32 protein-coding genes and 1 pseudogene are annotated in these 24812 nt (G+C 75.6%); 19 read left to right on the top strand and 14 right to left on the bottom strand.

Translation table 11 applies throughout. The features are described from left to right. Nucleotides 1–895: vWA domain-containing protein (locus OMK64_RS17470; protein WP_272729634.1), on the top strand; the 895-nt coding region annotated here is incomplete at its 5' end. Nucleotides 896–932: 37 nt separating this feature from the next. On the opposite strand, the gene OMK64_RS17465 is transcribed toward OMK64_RS17470, so the two are convergent. Further along, nucleotides 933–2774 carry a glycoside hydrolase family 6 protein gene (locus OMK64_RS17465; protein ID WP_272729633.1) on the bottom strand — a complete coding sequence of 614 codons (1842 nt, stop codon included), beginning with the start codon at nt 2772–2774 and terminating at the stop codon, nt 933–935. Between the two features lie 213 nt (nt 2775–2987). On the opposite strand from OMK64_RS17465, the gene OMK64_RS17460 reads away from it, so the two are divergent. Then, on the top strand, nt 2988–3176 hold the full coding sequence (locus tag OMK64_RS17460; RefSeq protein WP_272729632.1) for a hypothetical protein: 189 nt from the start codon (nt 2988–2990) through the stop codon (nt 3174–3176). A gap of 165 nt (nt 3177–3341) precedes the next feature. Beyond that, the gene (locus OMK64_RS17455; protein WP_272729631.1) at nt 3342–3977 is read left to right on the top strand and encodes a dihydrofolate reductase family protein; all 636 of its coding nucleotides are present in this window, start codon (nt 3342–3344) and stop codon (nt 3975–3977) included. Nucleotides 3978–3985: 8 nt separating this feature from the next. Here the strand turns inward: OMK64_RS17455 and OMK64_RS17450 are convergent, their stop codons facing one another. Further along, nucleotides 3986–4657, bottom strand: coding sequence for an arsenate reductase/protein-tyrosine-phosphatase family protein (locus tag OMK64_RS17450; protein WP_272729630.1), 672 nt, complete (start codon nt 4655–4657; stop codon nt 3986–3988). A 38-nt stretch (nt 4658–4695) separates the two neighbouring features. Here OMK64_RS17450 and OMK64_RS17445 point away from each other — a divergent pair, with 38 nt between their 5' ends. Then, nucleotides 4696–5166, top strand: coding sequence for an arsenate reductase ArsC (locus tag OMK64_RS17445; protein ID WP_374694114.1), 471 nt, complete (start codon nt 4696–4698; stop codon nt 5164–5166). A 13-nt stretch (nt 5167–5179) separates the two neighbouring features. On the opposite strand, the gene OMK64_RS17440 is transcribed toward OMK64_RS17445, so the two are convergent. Both OMK64_RS17440 and OMK64_RS17435 read right to left on the bottom strand, forming a co-directional pair. After that, on the bottom strand, nt 5180–5416 hold the full coding sequence (locus OMK64_RS17440; protein ID WP_272729628.1) for a hypothetical protein: 237 nt from the start codon (nt 5414–5416) through the stop codon (nt 5180–5182). 1 nt (nt 5417) lies between these two features. After that, nucleotides 5418–6161, bottom strand: a complete 744-nt coding sequence (locus OMK64_RS17435; RefSeq protein WP_272729627.1) for an arsenite methyltransferase — start codon at nt 6159–6161, stop codon at nt 5418–5420. Nucleotides 6162–6268: 107 nt separating this feature from the next. Between OMK64_RS17435 and OMK64_RS17430 the strand changes: the two genes are divergently transcribed. The 5 genes from OMK64_RS17430 (at nt 6269) to OMK64_RS17410 (ending at nt 11471) form a co-directional block, all read left to right on the top strand. Then, on the top strand, nt 6269–6643 hold the full coding sequence (locus tag OMK64_RS17430; RefSeq protein ID WP_124344239.1) for an ArsR/SmtB family transcription factor: 375 nt from the start codon (nt 6269–6271) through the stop codon (nt 6641–6643). 101 nt (nt 6644–6744) lie between these two features. Then, on the top strand, nt 6745–8088 hold the full coding sequence (locus OMK64_RS17425) for a nicotinate phosphoribosyltransferase (protein ID WP_272729626.1): 1344 nt from the start codon (nt 6745–6747) through the stop codon (nt 8086–8088). Between the two features lie 109 nt (nt 8089–8197). Beyond that, entirely contained in the window at nt 8198–8800 is a 603-nt protein-coding gene (locus OMK64_RS17420; RefSeq protein ID WP_272729625.1) for an isochorismatase family protein, read from the top strand. Further along, nucleotides 8797–9597 (top strand): NUDIX hydrolase, encoded by an 801-nt coding sequence (locus OMK64_RS17415; RefSeq protein WP_272729624.1) that lies wholly within the window; start codon nt 8797–8799, stop codon nt 9595–9597. Before OMK64_RS17420 ends, OMK64_RS17415 begins: the two co-directional genes overlap by 4 nt. Further along, nucleotides 9594–11471 carry an NAD+ synthase gene (locus OMK64_RS17410; RefSeq protein ID WP_272729623.1) on the top strand — a complete coding sequence of 626 codons (1878 nt, stop codon included), beginning with the start codon at nt 9594–9596 and terminating at the stop codon, nt 11469–11471. The genes OMK64_RS17415 and OMK64_RS17410 overlap by 4 nt, the downstream gene beginning before the upstream one ends. Nucleotides 11472–11486: 15 nt before the next feature. Here OMK64_RS17410 and OMK64_RS17405 read toward each other — a convergent pair whose 3' ends face one another. Then, nucleotides 11487–11825, bottom strand: coding sequence for a DUF488 domain-containing protein (locus tag OMK64_RS17405; protein ID WP_272729622.1), 339 nt, complete (start codon nt 11823–11825; stop codon nt 11487–11489). 120 nt (nt 11826–11945) lie between these two features. On the opposite strand from OMK64_RS17405, the gene OMK64_RS17400 reads away from it, so the two are divergent. From OMK64_RS17400 to OMK64_RS17385, 4 genes are all read left to right on the top strand, one after another. Beyond that, entirely contained in the window at nt 11946–12698 is a 753-nt protein-coding gene (locus tag OMK64_RS17400) for a DinB family protein (protein WP_272729621.1), read from the top strand. A 143-nt stretch (nt 12699–12841) separates the two neighbouring features. Next, a complete protein-coding gene (locus tag OMK64_RS17395) occupies nt 12842–12988 on the top strand; it encodes a hypothetical protein (RefSeq protein WP_272729620.1) in 147 nt (48 codons plus the stop codon). A 102-nt stretch (nt 12989–13090) separates the two neighbouring features. Then, entirely contained in the window at nt 13091–13321 is a 231-nt protein-coding gene (locus tag OMK64_RS17390) for a hypothetical protein (protein WP_272729619.1), read from the top strand. 80 nt (nt 13322–13401) lie between these two features. Then, nucleotides 13402–13854, top strand: a complete 453-nt coding sequence (locus OMK64_RS17385; RefSeq protein WP_272729618.1) for an HNH endonuclease — start codon at nt 13402–13404, stop codon at nt 13852–13854. Between the two features lie 73 nt (nt 13855–13927). On the opposite strand, the gene OMK64_RS17380 is transcribed toward OMK64_RS17385, so the two are convergent. Beyond that, the gene (locus OMK64_RS17380; RefSeq protein ID WP_272729617.1) at nt 13928–14293 is read right to left on the bottom strand and encodes a nuclear transport factor 2 family protein; all 366 of its coding nucleotides are present in this window, start codon (nt 14291–14293) and stop codon (nt 13928–13930) included. Between OMK64_RS17380 and OMK64_RS17375 the strand changes: the two are divergent. The 3 genes and pseudogenes from OMK64_RS17375 to OMK64_RS17365 form a co-directional block, all read left to right on the top strand. Further along, a pseudogene (locus OMK64_RS17375) lies at nt 14292–15347 on the top strand (RNA polymerase subunit sigma-70); the annotation flags it as partial. The gene OMK64_RS17380 and the pseudogene OMK64_RS17375 overlap by 2 nt on opposite strands. A gap of 120 nt (nt 15348–15467) precedes the next feature. Further along, nucleotides 15468–15944 carry a GNAT family N-acetyltransferase gene (locus tag OMK64_RS17370; protein WP_272729635.1) on the top strand — a complete coding sequence of 159 codons (477 nt, stop codon included), beginning with the start codon at nt 15468–15470 and terminating at the stop codon, nt 15942–15944. 200 nt (nt 15945–16144) lie between these two features. After that, on the top strand, nt 16145–16771 hold the full coding sequence (locus OMK64_RS17365) for a class I SAM-dependent methyltransferase (RefSeq protein WP_272729616.1): 627 nt from the start codon (nt 16145–16147) through the stop codon (nt 16769–16771). A 14-nt stretch (nt 16772–16785) separates the two neighbouring features. Here the strand turns inward: OMK64_RS17365 and OMK64_RS17360 are convergent, their stop codons facing one another. The 4 genes from OMK64_RS17360 to OMK64_RS17345 form a co-directional block, all read right to left on the bottom strand. Then, the gene (locus OMK64_RS17360; RefSeq protein ID WP_272729615.1) at nt 16786–17295 is read right to left on the bottom strand and encodes a GNAT family N-acetyltransferase; all 510 of its coding nucleotides are present in this window, start codon (nt 17293–17295) and stop codon (nt 16786–16788) included. Between the two features lie 65 nt (nt 17296–17360). Beyond that, nucleotides 17361–17696, bottom strand: a complete 336-nt coding sequence (locus tag OMK64_RS17355; RefSeq protein WP_272729614.1) for a YnfA family protein — start codon at nt 17694–17696, stop codon at nt 17361–17363. Between the two features lie 46 nt (nt 17697–17742). Continuing rightward, on the bottom strand, nt 17743–18852 hold the full coding sequence (locus tag OMK64_RS17350; RefSeq protein WP_272729613.1) for a DNA glycosylase AlkZ-like family protein: 1110 nt from the start codon (nt 18850–18852) through the stop codon (nt 17743–17745). Between the two features lie 103 nt (nt 18853–18955). Next, complete coding sequence (locus OMK64_RS17345) at nt 18956–20056, bottom strand: hypothetical protein (protein WP_272729612.1); 1101 nt, start codon at nt 20054–20056, stop codon at nt 18956–18958. A gap of 203 nt (nt 20057–20259) precedes the next feature. On the opposite strand from OMK64_RS17345, the gene ligD reads away from it, so the two are divergent. The 3 genes from ligD to OMK64_RS17330 all read left to right on the top strand — a co-directional run bounded on the left by ligD (nt 20260) and on the right by OMK64_RS17330 (nt 22766). Next, complete coding sequence (gene ligD / locus OMK64_RS20745; protein ID WP_272729611.1) at nt 20260–21753, top strand: non-homologous end-joining DNA ligase; 1494 nt, start codon at nt 20260–20262, stop codon at nt 21751–21753. Nucleotides 21754–21927: 174 nt separating this feature from the next. Further along, entirely contained in the window at nt 21928–22338 is a 411-nt protein-coding gene (locus tag OMK64_RS17335; protein WP_272729610.1) for a CBS domain-containing protein, read from the top strand. Between the two features lie 119 nt (nt 22339–22457). Then, complete coding sequence (locus OMK64_RS17330; RefSeq protein ID WP_272729609.1) at nt 22458–22766, top strand: PGPGW domain-containing protein; 309 nt, start codon at nt 22458–22460, stop codon at nt 22764–22766. Between the two features lie 61 nt (nt 22767–22827). Here OMK64_RS17330 and OMK64_RS17325 read toward each other — a convergent pair whose 3' ends face one another. The 4 genes from OMK64_RS17325 to OMK64_RS21240 form a co-directional block, all read right to left on the bottom strand. After that, a complete protein-coding gene (locus OMK64_RS17325; RefSeq protein WP_272729608.1) occupies nt 22828–23082 on the bottom strand; it encodes a hypothetical protein in 255 nt (84 codons plus the stop codon). 142 nt (nt 23083–23224) lie between these two features. Then, nucleotides 23225–23791 (bottom strand): isochorismatase family protein, encoded by a 567-nt coding sequence (locus OMK64_RS17320; RefSeq protein WP_272729607.1) that lies wholly within the window; start codon nt 23789–23791, stop codon nt 23225–23227. A gap of 67 nt (nt 23792–23858) precedes the next feature. After that, entirely contained in the window at nt 23859–24206 is a 348-nt protein-coding gene (locus OMK64_RS17315; protein WP_272729606.1) for a YciI family protein, read from the bottom strand. An 88-nt stretch (nt 24207–24294) separates the two neighbouring features. After that, nucleotides 24295–24633, bottom strand: coding sequence for a CAP domain-containing protein (locus OMK64_RS21240; RefSeq protein ID WP_374694115.1), 339 nt, complete (start codon nt 24631–24633; stop codon nt 24295–24297). Between the last annotated feature and the right edge of the window lie 179 nt (nt 24634–24812).

The raw sequence follows: 24812 nt of genomic DNA, 5'->3' as shown, positions 1-24812 counted from the left end.
CCGTCGTGAGCTCGTCGGGATCCTGCGCGAGCTGCGGGCCGGCGGGTCGACCGGCGGCGCGGCGGGCCTGGAGACCGCGTACGAGCTCGCGACGAAGAACTTCGTCGAGGGCGGCAACAACCGCGTGATCCTCGCGACGGACGGTGACTTCAACGTCGGCCCGTCGACGCCCGAGCAGGTCACCGACCTCATCGAGGAGCACGCCAAGACGGGCGTCTACGTCTCGGTGCTCGGCTTCGGGATGGGCAACCTCAAGGACGTGACGATGGAGTCGATCGCCGACCACGGGAACGGCAACTACGCGTACATCGACACGATCGAGGAGGCGCGCAAGGTCCTGGTCGACGAGTTCGACTCGACGATGTTCGTCGTCGCGCAGGACCTCAAGGTCCAGGTGGAGCTCAACCCCGCGACGGTGTCGCGGTACCGGCTGCTGGGCTACGACAACCGCCGGCTCGAGGACGAGGAGTTCGACGACGACACCAAGGACGCGGGCGACGTCGGCGCGGGGCACGAGGTGACGGCGTTCTACGAGCTCGTCCCCGCGGACGGTGCCGCGGCCGACGACGACCTGAAGTACCAGGACGTCGAGCCGGGCAGCTCCGACGACTTCCTCACGGTGCACGTCCGCTACAAGCAGCCGGGCGGCGACACGAGTACGGAGGTGGTCTTCCCGGCGGGGGCCGACACGTACACGTCGCGCCCGTCGGCGGACTTCCGGTTCGCGTCCGCGGTCGCCGAGTTCGGTCTCGCGGTGTCCGGCTCGAAGCACGCCGAGGACGCGAGCCCGACGCGAGCGCGCGACCGTGCCCGCGAGGCGCTCGGAGAGGACCCGTACGGGCTGCGCGAGGAGTTCGTGGGGCTCGTCGACGAGTACGTGCGGATGACCGGCTGACCGCTCGCGCTCCGACCTCCTCGGGCCGGCGTCGGCGTCACCAGGTGGCGCGCGACGCCAGCCCGAGGAGGTACTCCTCCCACAGCCGCCCGGCGGCGGGGCCGCCCGCGCAGGTCCCGTCGCTGAGGCCCACGGTCTTGACCCACAGGTCGGCGACGTGCGGGCCGTCGAGCGTCGCGCGCGGCGGCGAGCCGAGCGCCCGCCCGGCCGGGTTGCACCAGACGGTGCCGTCGGGCCCGGCGAGCGCACCGTTGCCGTTGCGCGACGTGTCGACGACGAACGTCGCACCGCCCAGCAGTGCCGACAGGTACCGGCCGTACGCGACCTCGTGCTCCGAGCGCTGGAAGTTCGACGTGTTGACCGCGAACCCGGCGCCCTGGTCGACGCCCGCGGCCCGCAGGCGCAGCGCCATGTCCTGCAGCGCGACCGTCCCCCAGCCGAAGCTGTTGCTGCTCGCGGCGTCGAGGTACACCTCGGCACCGGCCCGGGTGAGCGTCGTGACGGCGTACCGGAGCATCGCGAGGCGCGCGTCGCGGTCGCCGCAGCGCTCGAGGTGCAGCAGCGCGTCGGGCTCGACGACGACGACCGCCTGCGCGCGCGCCAGCCCGGCGGCCACCTGGTCGATCCACGCGCGGTACTCGCCCGCCGTGGCGAACCCGCCCGCGGACAGCCCGCCGCAGTCGCGGTCCGGGATGGCGTACGTGACGAGGACGGGTGTCTGCCCGGCCGCCGCCGCCGTCGCGGCGTACGTGCGGACCGACGAGGCGACGGTCGCGGTGGCGTCCTGCGGGCCGAGCCACCGTGCCGAGCCCTGCGCCGCGGCCTTCGCGAGCAGCGCGGCGTCGGCGTCGCGCCCGGCGGCACGGGCGTCCTGGGCCGCGCGGGCGGCCGGCGAGGCCGGGTCGACGTACTGCGGGCGGGCCGCCAGCACGGTGGTCTGCGGGCGCTCGTCGAGCGCGGGGCCGGAGCTCGTCGTCGTGCCGGGACGCGTCCCGCCGAGCCCGCCGGACGTGACGGGCAGCGGCTCGGGCAGCGGCAGCGAGACGACGGTCGGCACGCGCTCGACGGGCGTGTCGGGCGTCGACCACACCGAGGCGTGCGTCGCGGAGATCAGGTAGGCGCGGCCGTGGTCCTTCACGACGAGCCGCGCGCCCGGCGACGTCGTGCCGGTCGACCACAGCACGGCGCCGTCGGTGCCGACGACGCGCAGGTCGCCCTCGGGCGCCACGACGGCCGACGCACCGGCGCGCGTCACGGGCGACTGCCACACGGTGCGGTCGCCGGCCGTCAGCACGAGGGCCCCGTCCGTGCCCATGGTGAGCCGGACGGTGCCGTCGGGGCTGACGACGGACTCGCGCGGCAGCAGCAGGCCGCCCGACGGGACGCGGTCGGCGGCGCTCGTCCGCAGGGTCGGGCCGGGCACGCTCGCACTCTTCCACGCGACCGTGCCGGCGGTGCTGATCGTGTACAGCACCCCGTCGGGCTTGAGCACCGACCGCGCGCCGGGCGACGCCGTCGCCGAGGTCCACAGCACCGCGTCGGTCCGCGACCGGACCTCGAGCGCGCCGCCCGCCTGCTGCACGAGCCGCGCCCCGGGGTTGCCGGTCGTCCCGGTGTGCCAGAGCACGCGGCTGTCGACACTCAGCGTCACGTCCCCGTCCGCCCCGACGGCCAGCACGTGCGCGCTGCCGACGGCTCGCAGGCTGCCACCGGCGACGAGGGTCTGACCCGTCAGCAGGCGGTCCACCGGGTCCTGGGCCGACGCCGGCAGCGGCACGGTGACGGAGAGGGCGACGGCGACGGCGGCGACGACGTGGACGGCGGCCGAGAGGGCGCGTCCGGTCTCGCGGGTCGCGCGGCGCAGCACAGACGGGGGCATGGTGGGGCTCCTGCGCAGGGGGTGGGTTCGCAGGTCCGCATCGGCCACCGGGTGCCGACGTTGAGGTGCTGCCGTGCACGTCACGCCGTCGCGCGTCGGGGGCGCGTCCGGAGCGCGGCGGTCCGTGGGGGTCCGCCGTGTTCGCGCTCGCAGGCTCGTGGTCGCACGCGATCGGCCGGACGTGCGGGGGTCGTGCGCCGTACGCTCGCGGGCATGCCGCTGCTGCCGGTCCGGACCTCCACCCGCTGGGTCCTCGTCGCCGTCTTCGTCGCGATCGGGGTCGCCGCCGCACTCGTGGGCAACGGGTGGACGGTGCTCGGCATGGCGCTCGGGGCCGCCGGTCAGGTCGCGAGCCTGGTGCACGACCGCCGGAAGGCGGCGCAGCGGTCGGCCACCACCTGACGCGTCGCCGGTCGCGGGACGCCGCTCCCGGACACCGGGGTCGACCAGGGTGAGCGCAGGTTGCAGCGCGAGGCCGATCGCGGGCCGACCTCCGCACGGCGCTGGACCGCTGTCCGTCGCTGCGCTCGAATGGTCGCGAGCACCAGGACCGTTCGAGGAGGAACCGTGGGCCGCCTGCACATCGACCTGTTCGTCACGCTCGACGGCGTCGCCCAGGCGCCGGGCGGACCCGAGGAGGACACGTCGGGCGGCTTCCCGTTCGGCGGCTGGCAGGCGCCGCTGCCCGACGACATGGTCGGCCGTGAGGTGACCGCCGGCATCGCGGCGATGGACGCGCTGCTGCTCGGGCGGCGGACGTACGACATCTTCGCGTCCTACTGGCCACGCCAGGCGAGCACCATCGGACGCCGGCTCAACGAGGTGCCCAAGTACGTCGCGAGCCGCGGGACGCCCGACCTGACGTGGGAGCGGTCGACGCTGCTCGGTCCCGACCTGGCGGCGGAGGTGCGGGCGGTGCGCGACCGGCACGAGAGCACGCACGTCATCGGCAGCGTGGACCTCGTGCAGACGCTGCTCGCCGAGCGGCTGTTCGACGTGCTCACGCTGTGGGTCCACCCGATCGTGCTCGGGCAGGGCAAGAAGGTCTTCCCCGACGGCGTCCGGCCGTCCGGGCTGCGGCTGCTCGAGCCACCCGCCGTCGGCAGCGAGGGCGTGGTGCAGCTGCGGTACGCGCCCACGGGTGCGGACCCCGCGACGGGGGACATGACGGTGGACGACCCGCGCGACGACTCCGCCGGCTGACGGGGGCGTCAGGTCACGACGAGCCGCGGCGCGAGGGCCCGGATGCGTCGGTCGAGCTCGTCGACCGCGCTGTCGAACGCGTCGACGGTCCCCGCGCGCACCGGGTCGGGGACGGACCAGTGGACGTCGGCGCGCAGGCCGAGCTCCTCGTGCGCGCGGTCGCACACCGTGACGACGAGGTCGTCGTCGCGGCGGACGGCCTCCACGGCCCGCGGCGCCTCACCCCGCAGGTCCAGGCCGTGCCGCTCCGCCGCCGCGATCGCGCCCGGGGCGACCGCAGAGGCGGGGTGGGTGCCGCCGGACGCGACCGGGATGTCGGTGGTGCGCCGCCAGACGGCGACGGCGAGGTGCGAGCGCGCGGAGTTGGCGGTGCACACGAACAGCACCCGGGGCGGTCGCAGGAGCGCCGTGGTGACGGGCCCGAGCTCGGAGGGCAGGAGGCGCAGGTAGGTCCGGCGACGGTCTCCCTCGGACCGGGTGCGCTCGACGAGACCGTGCTCGACGAGGACGTTCACGTGGTGGGCGAGCAGGTTGGACGGCACGTCCAGTGCGGCCGCGAGCTCGGAGGGCGAGGCGTCGCCCTGCGACAAGAGGTCGACGACGGCGAGCCGGCCTGGGTCGGAGAGTGCGCCGTGGAGCGCAGCTCGCCGGGCGACCGCCTGCATCCACTCAGTTTTCATTGAGTCAATATTGACTGATCGATCACGGCCTGAGCAAGATGTGGCACCCGAGAGCCGCCAGTGCACCACCGCCCCGAGGAGCAGCCGTGACCACGACCGACAAGCGCAGCGTCCTGTTCGTGTGCGTCCACAACGCCGGGCGCTCCCAGATGGCCGCCGGGTTCCTCGCCGCCCTGTCCGGCGGCGCCGTCGAGGTCCGCTCCGCGGGGTCGGCGCCCGCCGCGCAGGTCAACCCCGTCGCCGTCGAGGCGATGGCCGAGGTCGGCATCGACATCGCCGCCGAGCAGCCCAAGGTCCTCACGAGCGACGCCGTCGAGGCATCCGATGTCGTGGTGACCATGGGCTGCGGCGACGCGTGCCCGTTCTACCCGGGGGTGCGCTACGAGGACTGGGCGCTCGACGACCCGGCGGGGCAGGGCATCGAGGCCGTGCGGCCGATCCGCGACGAGATCCGCCGACGCGTGGTCGGCCTGCTCGACTCCCTCGGCGTCCCGGTGGTCGCCTCGTAGCGCAGCCCGGCGGTCAGGCGGCGCAGCAGGCCGCGGGCGTGCGGTCCGCCGGCACGAGGACGGGCTGCCGGACCGCGCTCACGACCGTCCGGCGGGCGTCGGCGAGGACCCGGGTGAGCGCGCCGACACGCGACCGGCGGACGCGCGGTGCGGGCGCCGTGCGCTCGCGGACGAGCAGGGCGACGGCGAGCGCCTGGTCGAGCTCGCGCTGCTGCTGCTGGTGGAGCGTGAGGTACAGCTCGGGGTGCATGTCAGGCCTCCGGCTTGCGTGCGTGGACGATCGCGCCGTGCATGCCGTCCGCGACCTGGTGGGTGAACGTGACGGCCGTGTCGACGAAGCCGGCGGCGGCCAGCCCGTCGAGGTACTCCTGCCGCGACAGGGCGCCGGCGATGCAGCCGACGTAGGAGCCGCGCTCGGCCCGCTGCTCGGGCGTGAGGTCGTCCTCGGCGACGACGTCGGAGATGCCGACGCGGCCACCGGGGACGAGCACGCGGAACACCTCGCTCAGCACGGCCGGCTTGTCGGGGGAGAGGTTGACGACGCAGTTCGAGATGACGACGTCGACCGACGCGTCCTCGAGCGGCAGGTCCTCGATCGTGCCCTTGTGGAACGCGACGTTGGTCGCGCCCGCCCGCTCGGCGTTGGCGCGCGCGAGGTCGAGCATCTCGTCGGTCATGTCGACGCCGTGCGCGAAGCCGGTCGGTCCGACGCGCTTCGCGGACAGCAGCACGTCGATGCCTCCGCCGCTGCCGAGGTCGAGCACCCGCTCGCCCTCGCGGAGGTCGGCGACCGCGGTCGGGTTGCCGCACCCGAGCGAGACGAGCTGCGCCTCGACCGGGATGCCGGTCAGCTCGGACGTGTCGTAGAGCGCGGCCCCGAAGACCTGGGACTCGTCGCTCGGCCCGCAGCCGCCACCGCAACACCCGGCGTCGCCGCCGACCTGACGCGCCGCCTCGGCGTACTTCTCACGGACCTGCTCGCGGATGTCGGACATCCCGCACCTCCTCATATCGATGAACGTCGATGTGCCCCGATCCTGCACCCACGCATCGATCACTGTCAATATCGACAACCATCGATTTCCGGTCATACACTCGTCGCATGGCTGCCATGGATCTGCTGCCCGTCGTCTCCGAGCCCGCCGCGTGCTGCACGCCCGCCGCGGCGCCGACCATCAGCGCCGACGACGCGACGCGACTGGCCCGCACGCTCAAGGCCATGGCCGACCCGACCCGCCTCCGTCTGCTCTCGCTCATCGCCGCGCACGAGGGTGGCGAGGCGTGCGTGTGCGACCTCATCGAGCCCGTCGGGCTGAGCCAGCCGACGGTGTCGCACCACCTCAAGCAGCTGACGGAGGCCGGGCTCGTCACCCGGGAGAAGCGCGGGGTGTGGGCCTACTTCACGATCGTGCCCGGCGCGGTCGATGCCGTGACGCAGCACCTCGGCGCCCATCTGACGGTCCACGCGGAGGGCTGACCGGGGCGTCCGGACGTGGCGCGGCCGGCGCCGTCGTCCGATCGAGTCAATCTGACTCGATCCGGTTGCGTGCAGACGGCGGGGCGACGCATAGTGTCAACATGACTCGAAGCGACGGCGGCACTGACACTCTCCCGAGCACCGCTCTGCTGACCGACCACTACGAGCTCACGATGCTGCGGGCCGCGCTGGCCGACGGCACCGCGCACCACCAGGCCGTCTTCGAGGCGTTCGCGCGACGCCTCCCGGCCGGTCGCCGCTACGGCGTGGTCGCGGGGCTCGGGCGGCTCGTCGACGCGATCCAGGCGTTCCGCTTCACCGACGCCCACGTCGCGTGGCTCGAGGAGCAGGGAATCGCCGACGCCCGCACCGCCGCCTACCTGCGCGACTACCGCTTCACGGGCCAGGTCGACGCGTACCGCGAGGGCGAGATCTACTTCCCCGGCAGCCCGGTCCTCACCGTGACGGGCACGTTCGCAGAGTGCGTCGTGCTGGAGACGCTCGTCCTGTCGGTCCTCAACCACGACTCGGCGGTCGCGTCGGCGGCCGCGCGCATGGTCACCGCGGCGCGCGGCCGGACGCTGCTGGAGATGGGCAGCCGCCGCACGGGCGAGGCGTCGGCGGTCGCCGCGGCCCGAGCCGCGTACGTCGCGGGCTTCGACGCGACCAGCAACCTCGAGGCCGGCTTCCGGTACGGCGTCCCGACGCGAGGGACCGCGGCGCACGCGTTCACGCTCGCCCACACCGACGAGCGCGCGGCGTTCGCGTCGCAGGTCGCCGCGCTCGGCACGGGCACCACGCTCCTCGTCGACACCTACGACACGCCCACCGGCATCGAGAACGCCGTCGCCGTCGCCGGACCCGCGCTCGGCGCCATCCGGATCGACTCGGGCGACCTGGCCACCGAGGCCCACGCCGCCCGCGCGCGGCTCGACGCGCTCGGCGCGACGAGCACCCGGATCGCGGTGACCTCGGACCTCGACGAGCACACGATCGACGCGCTGGCCGACGCCCCGGTCGACGTCTACGGCGCCGGGACGCGGCTCGTCGGTGGGTCGGGCCACCCGACCGCGGGGATGGTCTACAAGCTCGTCGCGGTGGCCGACCGGCCCGGCGCGGACGCCCCGCTGCGTCCCGTGGCGAAGACGGCGGCCGGCAAGGCGAGCACCGGCGGACGCAAGACGGCGTACCGGGAGCTCGACGCCCGGGGCCGCGCGGTCCGCGAGACGGTGGTCGTCGGACCCCCGACGGACGTGCCGGGCCGCGCGCTGCAGGTCGCGGTGATCCGCGACGGGCACGTCGTGCACGCCCCGACGCTCGACGAGGTCCGCGCGCACCACCGCGGCGCCAAGGCCGAGCTCCTGCCGGCCGACCTCGACCTCACGGACGGGACACCGCGGCTCGCCGCCCAGCCGGCCGCCGACCTCGCCGGGAGCGCCGCGTGACCCCGCTCCCCGCCGCCCACCCCCGCACCTCCACGACCGACGCGCGCCGCGGGCGCGCGCGGGCCACCTGGCGCCGCACCGCGACGCCGCTCCTGGGAAGGACCGCAGCATGAAGAGCGCCCTCATCGTCGTCGACGTCCAGAACGACTTCTGCGAGGGCGGCGCGCTCGCCGTCGCCGGCGGGGCGGAGGTCGCCGCCCGGATCACCGACTACGTGAAGCGGCACGGCGCCGAGTACGACACGGTCGTCGCGACGCGCGACTGGCACGCGCCGCTGCCCGACACCAACGACGGCCACTTCGCCGCCGACGGCGAGGCGCCGGACTACGTGACGACGTGGCCCGTGCACTGCGTCGCGGGCACGCCGGGGGCCGACTACCACCCGGACCTCGTGCTCCCGGAGCGGACCGTGCACGTCGTCAAGGGCGAGTCGCGGCAGGACTACTCGGGCTTCCAGGGCCGCGTCGTCGACGCGCCGGACGGGCTCGAGCGGCTGGCCGACCTGCTGCTCGCGCGGAACGTCGCGCACGTCGACGTCGTCGGGATCGCGACGGACTTCTGCGTCGCGTCGACCGCGATCGACGCCCGCCGCCGGGCCGCGACCGTCGTCACGGTGCTGACGGACCTGACAGCCGCGGTGTCGGCGCCGACCGCGGTCAGGGCCCTGACCGAGCTGACCGGGCGCGGCGTGCGGCTGGAGGAGTCGCGGTGAGCGGGACCCTGGGGAAGGCACCCGACGGGTACGACGCGAGCGACTACCCGCCGTTCGCGGTGACCGTCGACCTGGCGATCTTCACGATCCGCGACGGGCACCTCGCGGTCCTGCTCGTCCAGCGGGCCGAGGACCCGTACGCGGGCGCGTGGGCGCTGCCGGGCGGGTTCGTCGGCATCGACGAGGACGCGACGACGGCCGCGTGGCGCGAGCTCGCGGAGGAGACGGGGCTCGAGCGGTTCGACGGGCACCTCGAGCAGCTCGCGACCTACTCGGCGCCCGACCGCGACCCCCGCATGCGGGTCGTGTCCGTCGCGCACGTCGCGTTCGCGCCGAACCTGCCCGACCCGCGGGCGGGGTCCGACGCCGCCGCCGCGCACTGGTGGGACGTCGACGACCTGTTCCTGCCCGGGCTGACGCTCACCGGCGACCCCGCCGACGCGCCCGACCTGGCCTTCGACCACGCGCAGATCCTCACGGACGCGGTCGACCGCGTCGCGGCGAAGCTCGAGTACACGACACTCGCGACCGCGTTCGTCGAGACACCGTTCACGCTGTCCGAGCTCCGGCACGTCTACGAGACCGTGTGGGGCGTCCGGCTGGACCCCGGCAACTTCCGCCGCAAGGTCGAGACGGGCTCGCTCGCCGCGAAGGACGAGGACACCGACCCGCGCCCGACGGGCGGCCGTCGCGCCGCCGTGTACCGCCCGACCGGCACCGCCGCGCTCCAGCCGCCCATGCTGCGCCCCGACGGCGCCCGCGCCAGGACCACCGAGACCACCGGAGGACCCCGATGACCAGCCCGGCGACCCTGCGGGTCGCGCTCGCCCAGCTGCCCGTCCGCGTCGGCGACCTCGCCGGCAACCGGGCCGCGATCCTCGACGCCGCCGCGTGGGCGGGGTCCGTCGACGCGGACGTGCTGCTCACACCCGAGATGTCCGTGACCGGCTACCCCGTCGAGGACCTGCTCGCCGAGCCGGGGTTCGTCGACGCCGCCGCGCGCACGGTCGACGGCCTCGCCGCCGCGTCCGGCCGCGTCGTGACGGTCGTCGGCGCGCCGCTGCGGACCGACCAGCTCCCCGCCGCCGGCGGGGCGCGCGACCTGGGGTCGACGCTCGACGCGGTCGTCCGGCCGCTGCGCAACGCCGCCGTGGTGCTCGCCGACGGCCGTGTCCAGGGCGCGCACGCCAAGACCCTCCTGCCGACGTACTCGGTGTTCGACGACGCCCGTCACGTCGGCGCGGGCCGCCGCGACCAGGCGCTGTTCGAGATCCCGACGCCGACCGGCCCGGTCACCGTCGCGCTGCTGGTCTGCGAGGACGTGTGGGACCCGACGCACGTCGCCGAGGTCGCGGCCGCGGGTGCGCAGGCGGTGCTCGTCACCAACGCGAGCCCGTACGAGGTCGGCAAGCCCGCACGACGGCTCGCCGTCCTCAGGGCCGCGGCCACCGCGGGGGGCGTCCCCGTCGCGTACGTCAACGCGTGCGGCGGGCAGGACGAGGTCGTGTTCGACGGCGGGTCGCTCGTCGTCGACGCCGACGGGCGGCTGCTCGCGCGCGCCGCCGCGTTCACGGCCGACCGGCTGGTCCTCGACCTGCCCGTCGCACCCGCACGGCCGACGACGCGCGACGTCGTGCGCGTGGTCCGCGGCACGGTCCCCACGCGACGGTCGCTCGCCGCGCCGGCCGCCACCCCGCCGCTCGACCCCCACGAGGAGGTCTGGACCGCGCTCGTCACCGGGTTCCGCGACTACTGCACCCGCGTCGGCCTCCCGCGCGTCGTCCTCGGCCTGTCCGGGGGCGTCGACTCCGCGCTCGCGGCCACGATCGCGGTCGACGCGCTCGGCCCGGACGCCGTCCGCGGCGTCGGGATGCCCGGCCCGTACTCGTCGGCCGGCTCGGTCGACGACGCCGCCGCGCTCGCCGGGAACCTCGGCATCCGGTTCGACGTCGTCCCGATCGCCGAGGCCTACGCCGAGCGTGTGACGGCGCTCGCGGACGTCGTCGGCGGTCCCGGAGCCGAGGCGGACCCCGTCGCGTGGGAGAACCTCCAGGCCCGGCTGCGCGGCACGACGCTCATGACGATCGCCAACGCGACCGGCGCGCTGGTGTGCTCGACGGGCAACCGGTCCGAGAGCGCGGTCGGCTACACGACGCTCTACGGCGACACGTGCGGCACGGCCCCGAACCCGCTCGGCGACCTGCTCAAGACCGACGTCGTCGCGGCCGACGGCCGGCTCGTGCCCGGCGTCTACGGCCTGTGCGCGTGGCGCAACGCGCGCGCGGTCGCGGCCGGCGAGGTGCCGCCGATCCCCGCGTCGACGCTGACCAAGCCACCGTCGGCCGAGCTCGCGCCCGACCAGCAGGACTCCGACTCGCTGCCCCCGTACGACGTGCTCGACCCGCTGCTGCTCGCGTTCCTCGAGGACCGCACGAGCCCCGACGTCCTGGTCGACGACCTCGTCGCCCGCGGGCACGACCGCTCCGCCGCGACCGCGACCGTCCGGCACGTGCTCGGCCTCGTCGACCGCAGCGAGTTCAAGCGCCGCCAGGTGCCGCTGCGGATCAAGGTCAGCCGCGTCGCGTTCGGTCGCGACCGCCGGATGCCGCTCGCGACGCACTGGCGGCACGTCCCGACCCCGGCCGTCGAGCCGTCGCGGACCGCCGCCTAGTCGTCTCGCGCGACGTCAGAGCAGGTCGCGCAGCACCGTCGCCTGGTTGTGGTCGGGGTCCTTCGCGCCGTACAGCAGCGTGACGACGTCGTGCGTCGCCACCAGCCCGCGCAGCCGGTCGAGCGCGGGTCCGTCGGTGACCTCCGCCCGGTAGCGGCGCGCGAACTCGTCGAACAGCGGCTCCTCGTGGTGGAACCACCGTCGCAGCTCCGTCGACGGCGCGACGTCCTTGAGCCACACGTCGACCGCGGCACGCTCCTTCGTCAGACCGCGCGGCCACAGGCGGTCGACGAGCACGCGCAGCCCGTCGTCGTCGGACGGCTCGTCGTAGACCCGGCGCACGCGCACGCTCACCCGCCCATCGTGCCGTGTCGGCGCCGGGTGCGAGGATCGGCCCAGCCGGCCCGACCGCGAGGCGTGCCGGACGGTGCGCGACCCGCGACCCGCGACGACCCCCGACGACGAGGAGACGCCATGACGACGTTCGGCCCGACCGACGACCTGCGCGGCGCCGAGTTCCGCGACACCGACCTGCGCGGTGCGCGGTTCGTGGGCGCCGACCTGTCCGGCGCGGTGCTGCGCGGCGTGCAGGTCGAGGGCGTCGAGGTCGATGCACCCTGGCTGCCCGACGGCGACACGTTCCTCGTCAACGGCGTCGACGTGATCCCGTTCGTCGAGGCGGAGCTCGACCGTCGCTTCCCCGGCCGATCGACCCGTCGTGCGACCGACCCCGAGGGGCTGCGCGACGCGTGGGCCGTGCTGCAGCGGACGTGGGACGCGACCCTGGCCCGCGTCGCCGGGATGCCCGCCGGCACGCCGGACGTCTCCGTCGCGGGGGAGTGGACGTTCGCGCAGACGCTGCGCCACCTGGTCCTCGCGACCGACGCGTGGCTCGGGCGGTCGGTGCTCGGCCTCGACCAGCCGTTCCACCCGCTCGGGCAGCCGGGTCCGCAGGCGCCCGACGACGGCCTCGACCTGTCCCTGTTCACCACGGGGACGCCGACGTACGACGAGGTGCTCGCGGCCCGTGCCGACCGGGTCCGCCTCGTGCACGACTTCCTCGCGACCGTCACCGCGGACGACCTGACCGCGCAGCACCCGCACCCGTGGGCGCCCGAGTACCCCGAGACGACCCTGTCGTGCCTCCACGTGATCCTCGAGGAGGAGTGGGAGCACCACAGGTTCGCGGTCCGCGACCTCGACGTGATCGAGTCCTCGCAGGCCTGAACGGGCACGCGTCCGGGCCGCCGGGCGCGGAAATGCGCTGGCCAGGAGCGCCCCGAGGCGCGCACAGTACCGGGGCGCTGCGCGTGACCCCGCGCGCGGCGACCACACGTGACGGCCACGACGAGCCGCGAAAGGAGGAGCCCGTGCACGACCGCACCAGCCGCTGGTCCGGACGCGACGTCTGCGCGTCCCACGCGCTCGTCCTGCACCGCACCCTCGACGGCACGACCGATCGCACGACCGACCGCCCGGAGCAGTGCGGTCGCCTCCTGCGCCCCTCGTCGACCTGACGTCCACCCCACGTCGACGACGGGCCGTTCCCCTCTCCGGGAGCGGCCCGTCGTCGTTCGTCGACCCCGACCCCGACCGCGCCCCCCTGGAAGGAGACCGCCGTGGTCCGCATCGTCAACCAGTCCCTGACTGCCGGCCGCGCGCCGATCTCCGACGCGGACGCCCGCCGCGCCGCGCGACGCCTCGCCCGCACGGCTGCCCGCAACCCGCTGCGCCGCGTCCGCGTCGACTGCGAGCCGCACGCGGTGCGCGACCCGCTGGCGACGCTCGGCGACCGCGTCTGGTGCGACCGGCACGCCGACTGGGCGACGGTCGTCGAGGTCACCGAGTAACCCCACGAGCCCGCACCACCGACACGATCCGACCCGGCACGACGACGGTCCGAGGGACCACGAGAGAGGAGGTGACCCCGGTGTCCGGAGTCCTGGTCCTGAACGCGGGCTACGAGCCCCTGCACCGGGTGAGCCTGCAGCACGCCGTGCGGATGCTGCACCGGCGGGTCGCGGTCGTCGAGGAGGCGGTCGCGGGCAAGCGGTTCGGGCAGTACCCGCTGCCGGCGGTCCTGCGGCTGGTGCGGTACGTGCAGATGCGCTGGCGGCACCGGGCAGGTGCGCCGCCGTGGTCGCGGGCCGGCGTCCTGCGGCGTGACGGCCACGTCTGCGCATACTGCGGGACGCACGGCGCGAGCACCGTCGACCACGTGATGCCGCGGTCGCGGACCGCCGACCCGAACACGTGGCTCAACACGGTCGCGTGCTGCGGTCGGTGCAACAACCGCAAGCGTGACCGGACGCCCGACGAGGCCGGCATGCGCCTGCGGTACGCGCCGCGGGTGCCGAGCCACGCCGAGCTGCTCGACCTCTGACGACGGACCGCTCTCCCCGGGAGGGCGGTCCGTCGTCGTTCCCGCCAGGTCCGCGGGCGGGCGTCCGGGCCGGTCAGCCCGCCGCGGCCCGCGCCTGCGCGAACGGGAGCCGGTCGAAGACGATCGTCATGTGCGTGATGCGCCCGTCGGTGACGCGCACCCACTCGGCACCCGGTGCGTGCCGGACGAGCGTCGAGTCGGTGTCGTAGAGCACGACCGCGGTGACGTCGTCGCCGAACGCACCGAGGATCTCCGTGCGGGTGGTCGACGTCGCGAACGGCCCCATGAACGCGCGGAACGCGTCGATGCCGGTCACGGGCCCGCCGGGGGAGTCGCAGACGACGTCGTCGGCGACGAGCGCCATCGCGGCGTCGACGTCGTGGCTGCTCCACGCGCGGTGGTAGTCGAGGGCGGTCTGCAGGGCACGTCCGGTGGTCATGGGTCCTCCTGGTCGTCGGGACTGGCACCCGTACCGACACCGGGCGGACGGCTGTCGGAACGGTCTCGTACGGTCCGATGTCATGGAGGCGGTCGGCACGACCCTGGACGCGGCGCGCGCGGGCGACGAGGACGCGTTCGCCGCGCTCACCCGTCCGCACCTGCGCGAGCTGCACGTGCACTGCTACCGCATGCTCGGCTCGCTCGACGACGCCGACGACGCGCTGCAGGACGTCCTGCTCGCCGCGTGGCGCGGGCTGCCGTCGTTCGCAGGGCGCTCCTCGGTCCGGACCTGGCTCTACACGATCGCGACCCGCCGCTGCCTCAACGTGCTGCGCACCGGCCGGCGACGGCCCGTCGAGGTCGCGCTGCCGTTCGACGCCCCGCCGCCCGACGCGCTCGACGACCTGCCGACGCTCCAGCCGTACCCCGACGCGTGGCTGTCCACCGCGCCGGTGGCACACGCGCCGGACGCCCGGTGGGACGCGACCGAGTCCATCCAGCTCGCGTTCGTCGCCGCGCTGCAGGCGCTCCCACCCCGGCAGGTGGCCGCCGTCGTCCTCGCGGACGTGCTCGGGTTCGACGTCGCCGAGTGCGCTGCGGTGCTCGACGTCACGCCGACCGTCGTCAAGGGTCTGCGGCAGCGGGGGCGGGCCTCGCTCGCGGCGGCGCGCGCGTCGGTGCGGACGTCGGGTCGCGTCGGTGGTGACGTGGACGTCGCGGTCGCGCGCCGGTTCGCGCGGGCGCTCGAGGCCGGCGACGTCGACGGGGTCGTCGCGCTGCTCACCGACGACGCGTGGCTCGCGATGCCGCCGCTGCCGCACGTGTACCGGGGCCGGGAGTCGGTCGCGGCGTTCCTGCACGCGGCGGCCGGGTGGCGCACCGGTCGCACGCTGACGTTGACCGAGACCGCGGCGAACGGCCGGCCGGCGTTCGTCGGCACGCTCGCGGGCGGCACCGGTCCCGCGCGGCCCGCGGGCGTGTACGTCGTCACGACGCGCGGCGGCCGCGTCGCCTCGGCGACGCGCTTCCTCGACGACGGCGTCGCCGCGCGGTTCACCGCGCCGTGCCCGCGGCCCTGGTCCCGCGTGGCGAGCGGCGTCCGGTGGCAGGATCCCTGCGTGACCGACCGTCCGACGCCTCCCGCCCCGTCCGCCGGGCACGTGCTCGTCCCGATGACCGCCGCGCACTGGCCGCAGGTCGCGACGATCTACGCGGCCGGCATCGCGACGGGCCAGGCCACCTTCGCGGCCGACGTGCCGACCTGGGACGAGTTCGACGCGGGCAAGCTCGCCGGGCTGCGGTGGGTCGCCGTCGACGGCGGAACCGTGCTCGGCTGGGTCGCCGTGTCACCCGTGTCCACGCGCGCGGTCTACGCGGGCGTCGTCGAGGTGTCGGTCTACGTGGACCCAGCGGCGCACGGGCGTGGCGTCGGCCGGTCGCTGCTCGAGCGTCTGCTCGCGGAGGCGCCCGCGCACGGGGTCTGGACGGTGCAGGCGGGCGTCTTCCCCGAGAACACCGCGAGCCTCGCGCTGCACGCCGCGACCGGGTTCCGCGTCGTCGGCACGCGCGAACGGCTCGGCCTCATGACGTTCGGACCGCTCGCGGGGCGCTGGCGCGACGTCGTCCTCCTGGAGCGCCGGCTCGACTGACGCGTCGCGTCGTCGGCCCGCGGGCGCCGCCCCGTCCCCCACGCGGACCGGCTCCTGCCCCCCGCCCGACGCGGCGGACCGTTCAGGAGTCCCGACCGGGCTGCCGCGTCGGGCGACGGCGGACCTCACCCGCTCTCCGCTTGACGGCCGCCCCGCCGCGGGTTTGCCTGGCGACGTCGGCACGGGGAAGCGAGGTGGCGATGTCCGGGCAGCACGTCGCGTACTGGGACGCGCAGGCGGGATCGTACGACCGGGTCACGGCATGGGCGGAGCGTCGGCTGCTCGCCGACGCGCGCGCGTGGGTCGGCGCACGGGCCCACGGGCGGACCCTCGACGTCGGTGTCGGCACCGGGGCGAACCTGCCGCACCTCGTCGGGCACGCCGACGCCCTCGTCGGCGTCGACCAGAGCGGCGCGATGCTCGACCTCGCGCGGCGCCGGGCCAGGTCGCTCGGCGTGGACGTCGAGCTCGTGCAGGGCGACGCGGCCGCGCTGCCGTGGCCCGACGCGTCGTTCGACACCGTCGTGTGCACGTTCGCGCTGTGCTGCGTCGACGACGAGGTGGCGGTGCTCCGCGAGCTCGCGCGCGTCGTGCGGCCCGACGGAGCGGTCCTGCTCGCCGACCACGTCGAGTCGTCGGCGGGTGTCGTCCGCGCAGGTCAGCGCGTGCTCGAGGCCGTCGAGCGGCGGCACGGCGAACGGTTCCGACGCCGCCCCCTCGTGCGGCTGCCCGAGGCCGGGCTCGCGGCCGTCGAGCACGAGGCGTCGCGCTACCGCCTCGTCGAGCGCGTCGCCGCCCGGCGGGAGCGCCGCCGGCGCCGCGACTGACGCGTCGTCCGGGGTCAGGAGCCTGCGCGCTCCGCCGCGAGGAGGGGCTGCTGGAGGAGCGTGTTGCGGTGCGTGCCGAAGTCGCGCTCGCCGACCGCGGTGAACCCCTGGCTCTCGTAGTACCGGCGCAGCGCGGGGTTGCTCGCGCGGCAGTCGAGGCGGAACAGCCCGGCGCCGGCGTCGCGGCCGCGGGCGGCCGCCCAGTCGAGGAGCGCGCCGCCGAGGCCGTCGCCGGCGCGGCGCCGCGCGACCATGAGCCCGTGGACGTAGACGGCGGGCGAGTCGTCGCCGCCCCAGAAGTCCGGGTCGGACCAGAGCAGCCGGATCGTCGCCGCGAGGCCCCGCTCGTCGCGCACGACCCACCACTCGCCCGCGTCGACCTGCGCCGCGACGCGCTCGCGGGGGAGCGACCCGCGCGGCCACTGGTCGACGCCCCGCTCGGCCATCCAGTCCTCGAGCGCACGCCGCAGCGCGTGGATGTCGTCGACGTCGGCCGGTCGGGCGGGCGCGGGGATCACGGGCACGCCACGACGATAGGCGGGCTTGCGTGGAGCGCACGTGCGGGTCCGCGACGGGCCGCCCGGCGGGATCAGCCGCTGCGCGGCGCGTACATGATGATCGCGACGCCCAGCAGGCACACCAGCGCGCCGGCCACGTCGTAGCGGTCGGGACGGAAGCCGTCGACGAGCATCCCCCACAGCAGCGAGCCGGCGACGAACACGCCGCCGTACGCGGCGAGGATGCGGCCGAAGTGCGCGTCGGGCTGCAGCGTCGCGACGAACCCGTACACACCGAGCGCCATGACGCCGGCGCCGATCCACGCCCAGCCGCGGTGCTCGCGCACCCCCTGCCAGACGAGCCACGCGCCGCCGATCTCCGCGACCGCGGCGGCGACGAACAGGACGAGGGACCTCAGGACCGTCACGCGCGCAGTCTGGCAGGCGCACCGGTCGTCGGACGGGCGGGCGCCGTCAGGACGCGTGCGTGCGCGCGCCCAGGTGCAGGTCGAGGTTCAGCCAGCGCGCAAGGTCCTCGAGCTCGTCGGCGACGTCGGCCCGGACGGCGGGGCGCCACGGGCCGTCCTCGTGCACCGCGTGGACCTGCAGGACGCCCGCGGTGTGGTCCGCGGTGGCGTCGACCTTGCCGACGAGCCGGTCGCCGTGCAGCACGGGCAGCGCGTAGTAGCCCCAGCGTCGGGCGGCGGCGGGCTTGAACATCTCGAGCGCGTAGTCGAACTCGAACAGCTCGGCCATGCGCTTGCGGTCCTGGACCAGCCGGTCGAACGGCGACAGGAGCGCGGCGCGACCCTCGAACGGCGCGTCGAGCAGCGTCGGGTCGACGCGCCACTCGCCGCGCACGCCCTCGACGACCGCCGGCTCGCCGGCCTCGCCGACGTCGACCGGCTCGACAGGGCACTCCGGACCGCGGGCGCGTGCGATGCCGAGCGCGCGCAGCCGCCGCTCGTCGCGCCGCCGCCGCGCCTCCTCGACCGGGACGGGCGGGTCGTCGGGATAGATGCGTTCCGCGAGGTCCCACAGCCGGTCGCGACCCCGGCGGCCGGCGGCGGCGACCTCGCCCGCCTGCACCATGAGGTCGAGCATCATCGGCACGTTGCGGTCCCGGTTCCAGCCGCTCGAGCGCCAGGGGCGGACCGTCGTGTCGGGCAGCTCGCGCGCGGTGAGCGGCCCGTCGCCGCGCAGCGCGTCGAGGATGTCCTGGCGGCACGCGGCGTTGTCGTGCAGCCAGCGCGCCTGCGCGTGCGCCCACGCCTTCGCGTCGGGCCCGGGCCACGCGGCCATCTCGGCGGTGTAGAGCGCGAGGTCCTCGGCCGGGCGGATCATGCCCTGCACGTCGACGAGCGTCTGGTCGTCGACCGCGTCGGCGAGCTCGTCGGGGTCGTACCGCGACCCGATCCGGCTCCACAGCACGAGGTCGGCGCTCGGCGCGACGGCCTTGGTGTGGTCGACCTGGAGCATCGTGAGCCCGCGGACCACGGTGAGCACGTCGGTCGGCCGCGGCGCGGTCAGCAGCTGCGCGCGGACGGCGACGCGGCGAGCGTCGGCACGGGACAGGTGGTGCACCGCACCGACGCTACGACGCACCTCCGACACGCGGCGGCGAGCGGGGCGCCGACGGCCGCGGCGGACGACGCGCCGCCGGTGCCGTCCGTCTCCGGCGACGACGTCAGACGGTGACGTCGACTCCCCGGTCCGCGACGGCGGGCGGGTCCGCCGGTCGCCGCGAGGTGGCACGCCCGACGACGAGCAGGACGAGCAGCGCCGGGACCCACCCGTACAGCAGCCCGGCGGCGCCGCCGTCGGTCGGACCGAGGAGCATCATCGCCTGCGCGTACCAGCGGCCGTCGCCGACCGGGTCCAGGCCGAGCCCGACGAGCACCGTCGGGATCGCGCCGACGAGCGCCGCGACGAGGCACGACAGCCACACGGCCAGGACCAGCACGAGCCGCCCGTCGGGCAGCGTGGTGGTGCGAACCGCGACGTAGGTGAGTGCGCCGGCGATCGTGCCGACGAGCGCTCCGCACACGAGCAGCGCCCCGGGCGACGCGTCGGCGGCGGTCGTCACGGGTGCGAGCCAGTCGGCCACGGTCGAGACGGTGGCCGCGAGCTCCGAGCGCGCGGTCGTGACGTGCTCGGCGACCGTACGGTCGACCCACCCGTGCACCCCGGCCGCGACCGCCCACCCGAGGCCGGAGACGACGCCGACGACGACGGCGGCGCGCAGCACCCCGGAGGCCGGCGTGGCGGCCAGGCCCTGGTCCCCGTCACCCGTCGCCCGCTCCAGGCGTCGTGCGAGCGCGACGGTCGCGAGCCCGACGACCCAGCCGTAGGTCGCGCCCCACGCGGCGCCCGCCCGGATCGGCTCGAGCATCGCGGCGCGCAGCGTCGGGACGAGGCCTTCGTGCTGGAGCATCGGGGACAGGATCGTGATCGACGACGTGAGCACCGCGACGACGCCGCCGACGGCCGCCGCGAACCAGACCGCGAGCACGCGCGGGGCGAAGCCGGTGCGCGTGGCGCCGGCACCGGGGAGGGTGAGCGCGGCGACCGCGACGACGAGCGCGACGGCGGCGGCCACGTGCCACGGCTCGACCATGCCGTACTGCACCAGCGTGACCCCGGACGTGGCCGGAGCGACGAAGCCGACGACCCCCGACGGCACCCCGGCACGCACGAGCAGCGCGTGCACCGCGGCGGCCCCCAGCCAGAGCGCGAGGGAGAGGAAGCCCGCGACGAGCGCCGGGAGGAGTGTCCGCTTCGACAGCATTTGCGCGACGCTAGCAGCGAGCGGGGGGCCGCACGGGGGACTCGTGCGGAGGTCCCTCCGACAGGTGAACGGACTCCTCGCGCACGCGGTGAAGCTCTCCGCCGGCTGGTGGGCCGCTCGGGCGGCGGACGCGCGCGCGCCGTCCCGTGCGGGTGCCCGGGTGCCAGGGTGCCGGGCCCGCACGTCGGCGGCAGACTCGTGACGTGCCCCGCCGCCCGCTCGACGAGTACCGCGCCAAGCGGGACCCGGCGCGCACGCGCGAGCCCGTCCCACCGCCCGACGCGCCGCTGCCCGACGGGGACGGGCGGACGTTCGTGATCCAGGAGCACCACGCCCGCGCGCTGCACTGGGACCTGCGCCTGGAGCGCGACGGCGTGCTCGTGTCGTGGGCCGTGCCGAAGGGCCTGCCGCAGGAGCCGGGCACGAACCACCTCGCGGTGCACACCGAGGACCACCCGATGGAGTACGCGACGTTCGAGGGCGACATCCCCGCCGGTGAGTACGGCGGCGGGCACATGTCGGTCTGGGACCGCGGCACGTACGACACGGTGAAGTGGTCGGACCGCGAGGTGCAGGTCGTGCTGCACGGCGAGCGCGTGCAGGGTCGGTACGTGCTGTTCCGCACGCGCGGTCGCGGGCGGTCCGGCGGCGACGGCGGCGGGCGGGGCGACGACGAGCGCAGCTGGATGGTGCACCGCATGGACCCGCCGACGCGCCCCGACTGGACGCCGCTGCCCGACCTGGTCCGGCCGATGGCGGCCGTCGCGGGCGAGCTCCCGCCCGACGACGACGCCTGGGCGTACGAGATGAAGTGGGACGGCGTGCGGGCCGTCGCGTACGTCGACGGCGGTCGCGTGCGGCTCATGTCGCGCAACGACCTCGACGTCACGCGGTCGTACCCCGAGATCGCCGGGCTCGGCGAGCAGCTCGGGTCGACGCAGGCGGTCCTCGACGGCGAGCTCGTGACGTTCGACGCCCGCGGTGCCCCCGACTTCGGGCGCCTCCAGCAGCGCATGCACGTCGCCGACCCCGCCGTCGCGCGCCGGCTCGCGCAGAGCGTGCCCGTCGTCTACCTCGTCTTCGACGTCCTGCACCTCGACGGCCGCGACACCCTCGACCTGACCTACGGCGAGCGTCGCGCGCTGCTCGACGGCCTCGGGCTCGCGGGGCGCTCGTGGCAGACGCCGCCGTCGTTCGACGGTCCGGGCTCGGCCGTGCTGGCGGCGAGCCACGAGAACGGCCTCGAGGGCGTCCTCGCCAAGAAGCGGCGCTCCCCGTACCGGCCGGGCCGCCGCTCGCCGGACTGGGTCAAGGTCAAGCACGTCCGCATGCAGGAGGTCGTGCTCGTCGGGTGGAAGCCCGGCAAGGGGGCCCGGGCCGAGACGCTCGGGTCGCTCGTGCTCGGCGTCCCGGGCGACGACGGCGTGCTGCGGCCCGCGGGGTCCGTCGGCACGGGCTTCACGCGTCGCACCCTCGACGACCTGCTGCGCCGGCTCACGCCGCTCGAGACGCCGTCGTCGCCGTTCGCCGTGCGGCTGCCCGCCGCGGACACGCGCGACGTGCACTGGGTCCGCCCGCAGATCGTCGGCGAGGTCGCCTTCACCGAGTGGACGTCCGACGGCCGCCTGCGGCACCCGTCGTGGCGCGGGCTGCGTCCGGACAAGTCCCCGGGGGACGTCGTCGTCGAGAGCACCTGACAGCGAGGCCGCGCGCCGCGCGGGCCGGTGGGGCTGGGGACGTGCGTCTCGACGTGCGGGAACCGCGTCCGGGGTCCACCATGGCCCCACGCGGCGTCGCGCCGCGCCCACGGGTGCGGACCGGCGCCCGCCGGACCGCGTCGCCGCCGACGCGGGTCGCCGAGGAGAGCGCGCATGACCACCGTCGCGGACGTCCTGAGCCCGTCGGTGCTCACCGTCGAGACCACCGCGACCGTCCGCCAGGCCGCCGAGCTCATGCGCGAGCACGACGTGGGCGACCTGGTCGTCGTCGAGCAGGGCCGCCTCGTCGGCACGGTCACCGACCACGACCTCGTCGTGCGCGTCCTCGCGGTCGGCGGACGCCAGGACGACCGTGTCGGCCCGGTCGCGACCGGCGCGCCTGTCGTCATCGGACCCGACGACGACGTCGAGGGCGTCGCGCGGCTCATGGCCACGCACGCCGTGCCGTGGCTGCCGGTCGTCCGCGCGGGCGAGGTCGTCGGCGTCCTCTCGCTCGACGACCTCGAGCACGGGCCGGGGCACCATGCCGGTCCGACCGCGCACGCACCGCACCTGGCCGGCTGAGCACGGCCTCGCGTCGCAGCCGCCCCGCCGAGCCTGGCCTCGCGTCGCGTCGCGTCGCGTCGCGTCGCGTCGCACGGACGGTGGTGCACGTCCGGCGCCCCGTCGCTTACCGTGCTGGGATGACGAACGAGGCGACGCCACGCCCCGCCCGCCCCACATGGTCCGAGCGGCTCGGCCGCCTCACCGAGGCCGTCCGCGGCCTGCCGAAGCCGGTGCGGGTGGTCGCGGTGACGTCGGTGGGCGGTGTCGTGCTGCTCGCGGGTGTCGCCATGCTCGTCCTGCCCGGGCCGGGGATCCTCGCGATCCTCGCGGGGCTCGCGATCCTCGCGACGGAGTTCGTGTGGGCCCGGCGCGTGCTCGAGCGGAGCAAGGCGGCCGCGAAGGCGGGGGTCGACAAGGGACGCGACGCGATCCAGCGCCGCCGCTGAGCCGCGGGCGCTGGGTCGCGCGGCGGCTCCGCCCGACGGCGTGCCGTGCCGCGGTGGGTCGTCAGCGGCCGCGCTGCGCGCCCCCGAAGACCGGGTGGGATGCCAGGTCGTCGGTGCGCGAGTCGAGCAGGCGACGCAGCGCGTCGTAGCGCTCCTCGGCGAGGCGTCGCGCCTCCCCGGCCGGGCACCGCTCGATCTCGTGGTGCGCCCGGGCCGTGGCCGCGGCCACCTGGAACCAGCTGGCTCCGGCGAGACCGGCGAGACCGGCGTCGAGGTGCTCGTCGCTGCCGGTGCGCCGCGCGTCCGTGTCCGTCATGGTCGGCTCCTCCCGCCCACCATCGTCGCGCCGCCCACCGACATCGCCGGGACGCCACGCGGTGGCTGCGACCCTCTGCGACGAAGGAGTCGCGGGCGCGCCGGTGCGGACGCGGGCCGGGGGTGAAGAGCGGCGCACGGCGTCAGGCGACGACGGTCGCGCCGAGCACGACCTCGTCGTGCGGGACGGCGGCGAACTGCTGCCCGGGGTACCGCAGGCCGCTGAAGTACGCGTTCACGTGCGCGACGATCTGCTCGCCGCCGACCCAGACCCCCGCGAGGTGCGCGCCGGTCGTCGTGTGGCAGTCGGAGACGAGGGTCACGTCGTAACCGGCGTTCGCCGCGGACTGCCCGAGGGTCCGCACGCAGTAGTCGGACTGGGCGCCCATGATGACGAGGTGGGTCGTCCCGGTGCGGGCGAGCACGGACTGCAGGTCGGTGCCGGCGAACGCGTCGCGGTAGGCCTTGTGCACGCGCGCCTCGCCCGGCACCGGCACGAGGGCGGGGTGCAGCTCCCAGCCCGCGCTCCCGCGCGGGAAGTCCTGCTCGTCCTGGACCCACACCACCGGGACGCCCTCCGCGCGTGCGCGCTCGACGAGCGCGACGGTGCGCGCGAGCACCCCGTCGACGTCGACGCAGTCCGCGACGACGCCGACCTGCAGGTCGACGACGAGGACTGCCGTGCGCGGAGTGGTAGCGCTCCCATACATGCCGCCGATTCTCCCTGACACCGGCACAGGCGCGAAATCGGCGCACCGGTCGCGGGACGGTCCGGCGTCAGGCGACGGGGCGGATCTCCGCGACGTCGCCCGGCCACAGGACCGTCTCGACCAGGCGCGCGAGGTCCTGCACGTCGTCGGTCTCGACGACGTAGTACCCGCCGAGCTGCTCGACCGTCTCCGTGTAGGGGCCGTCCGTCACGACGAGCCCCTCGGCGTCGTTCCGGACGACGACCGCGCGGCGCGACGAGGCGAGCTCGTGGCCTCCCACGATCGTGTGCCCGCGCTCCGCGCACGCGGTGCTGAACGCGTCGTGGTCGGCGTACGCGGCCGCCTGCGTCGCCTCGTCCGCGGTCTCCCACGCCTTCTCGTCGCCGTGCAGCAGCACGACCCAGGTCTGCGCCATGGTCCGTCCCTCCCGTGGTCCGACGGCACGATCGTGCCCGTCACGCCCATGACGCGCGAGGGGCGCCCGGATCGACAGCCGGCTGCGGTCAGCCCAGGAACACCTGCGCGCACAGCGTGCCGCGGGCGCTGTCGACGCACGCGACGCCGATGCTCGTGAAGTCCTTCGAGAGGAGGTTGGCGCGGTGGCCGGGTGACGCGAGCCACGCGTCGACGGTCGCCTTGGCGGTCGGGTAGCCGAGCGCGAGGTTCTCGCCGACCGTCCGGCCGCCGCACGCCGCGAGGATCGGCTCGAGCGGGTCGTGCTCGAAGCGGCCCTCGGCGACGAGGAGCTTCGCGCGCGTGAGCGCCTGCTGCTGCGCGCACTCGGAGACCGTGAGGTCGCCGACGCCCTGCGCGCGGCGGGCGTCGTTGCCGAGCGTGACGATCTCGGCGTCGACCGGCTGGGGAGCGGGAGCCGCCGCAGGCGCGGAGGACGGAGCCGGGGCCGAACGCGGCGATGTAGTCGCTCATCGCGAACGGCTCGCCGGTCCCCTCGACCGTGACCTGGCGCTCGAGGTCCGCGCACGTGGTGCGCGTGCCGTCGGGGCGGTCCCACGCGTCGATC

It is taken from the genome of Cellulomonas fimi (genome assembly GCF_028527925.1).
In the GTDB taxonomy this organism is placed as follows: Bacteria; Actinomycetota; Actinomycetes; order Actinomycetales; family Cellulomonadaceae; genus Cellulomonas; species Cellulomonas fimi_C.
The sequence above is the reverse complement of the archived record's forward strand: the minus strand, read 5'-3'. Positions and strand labels throughout refer to the sequence as shown.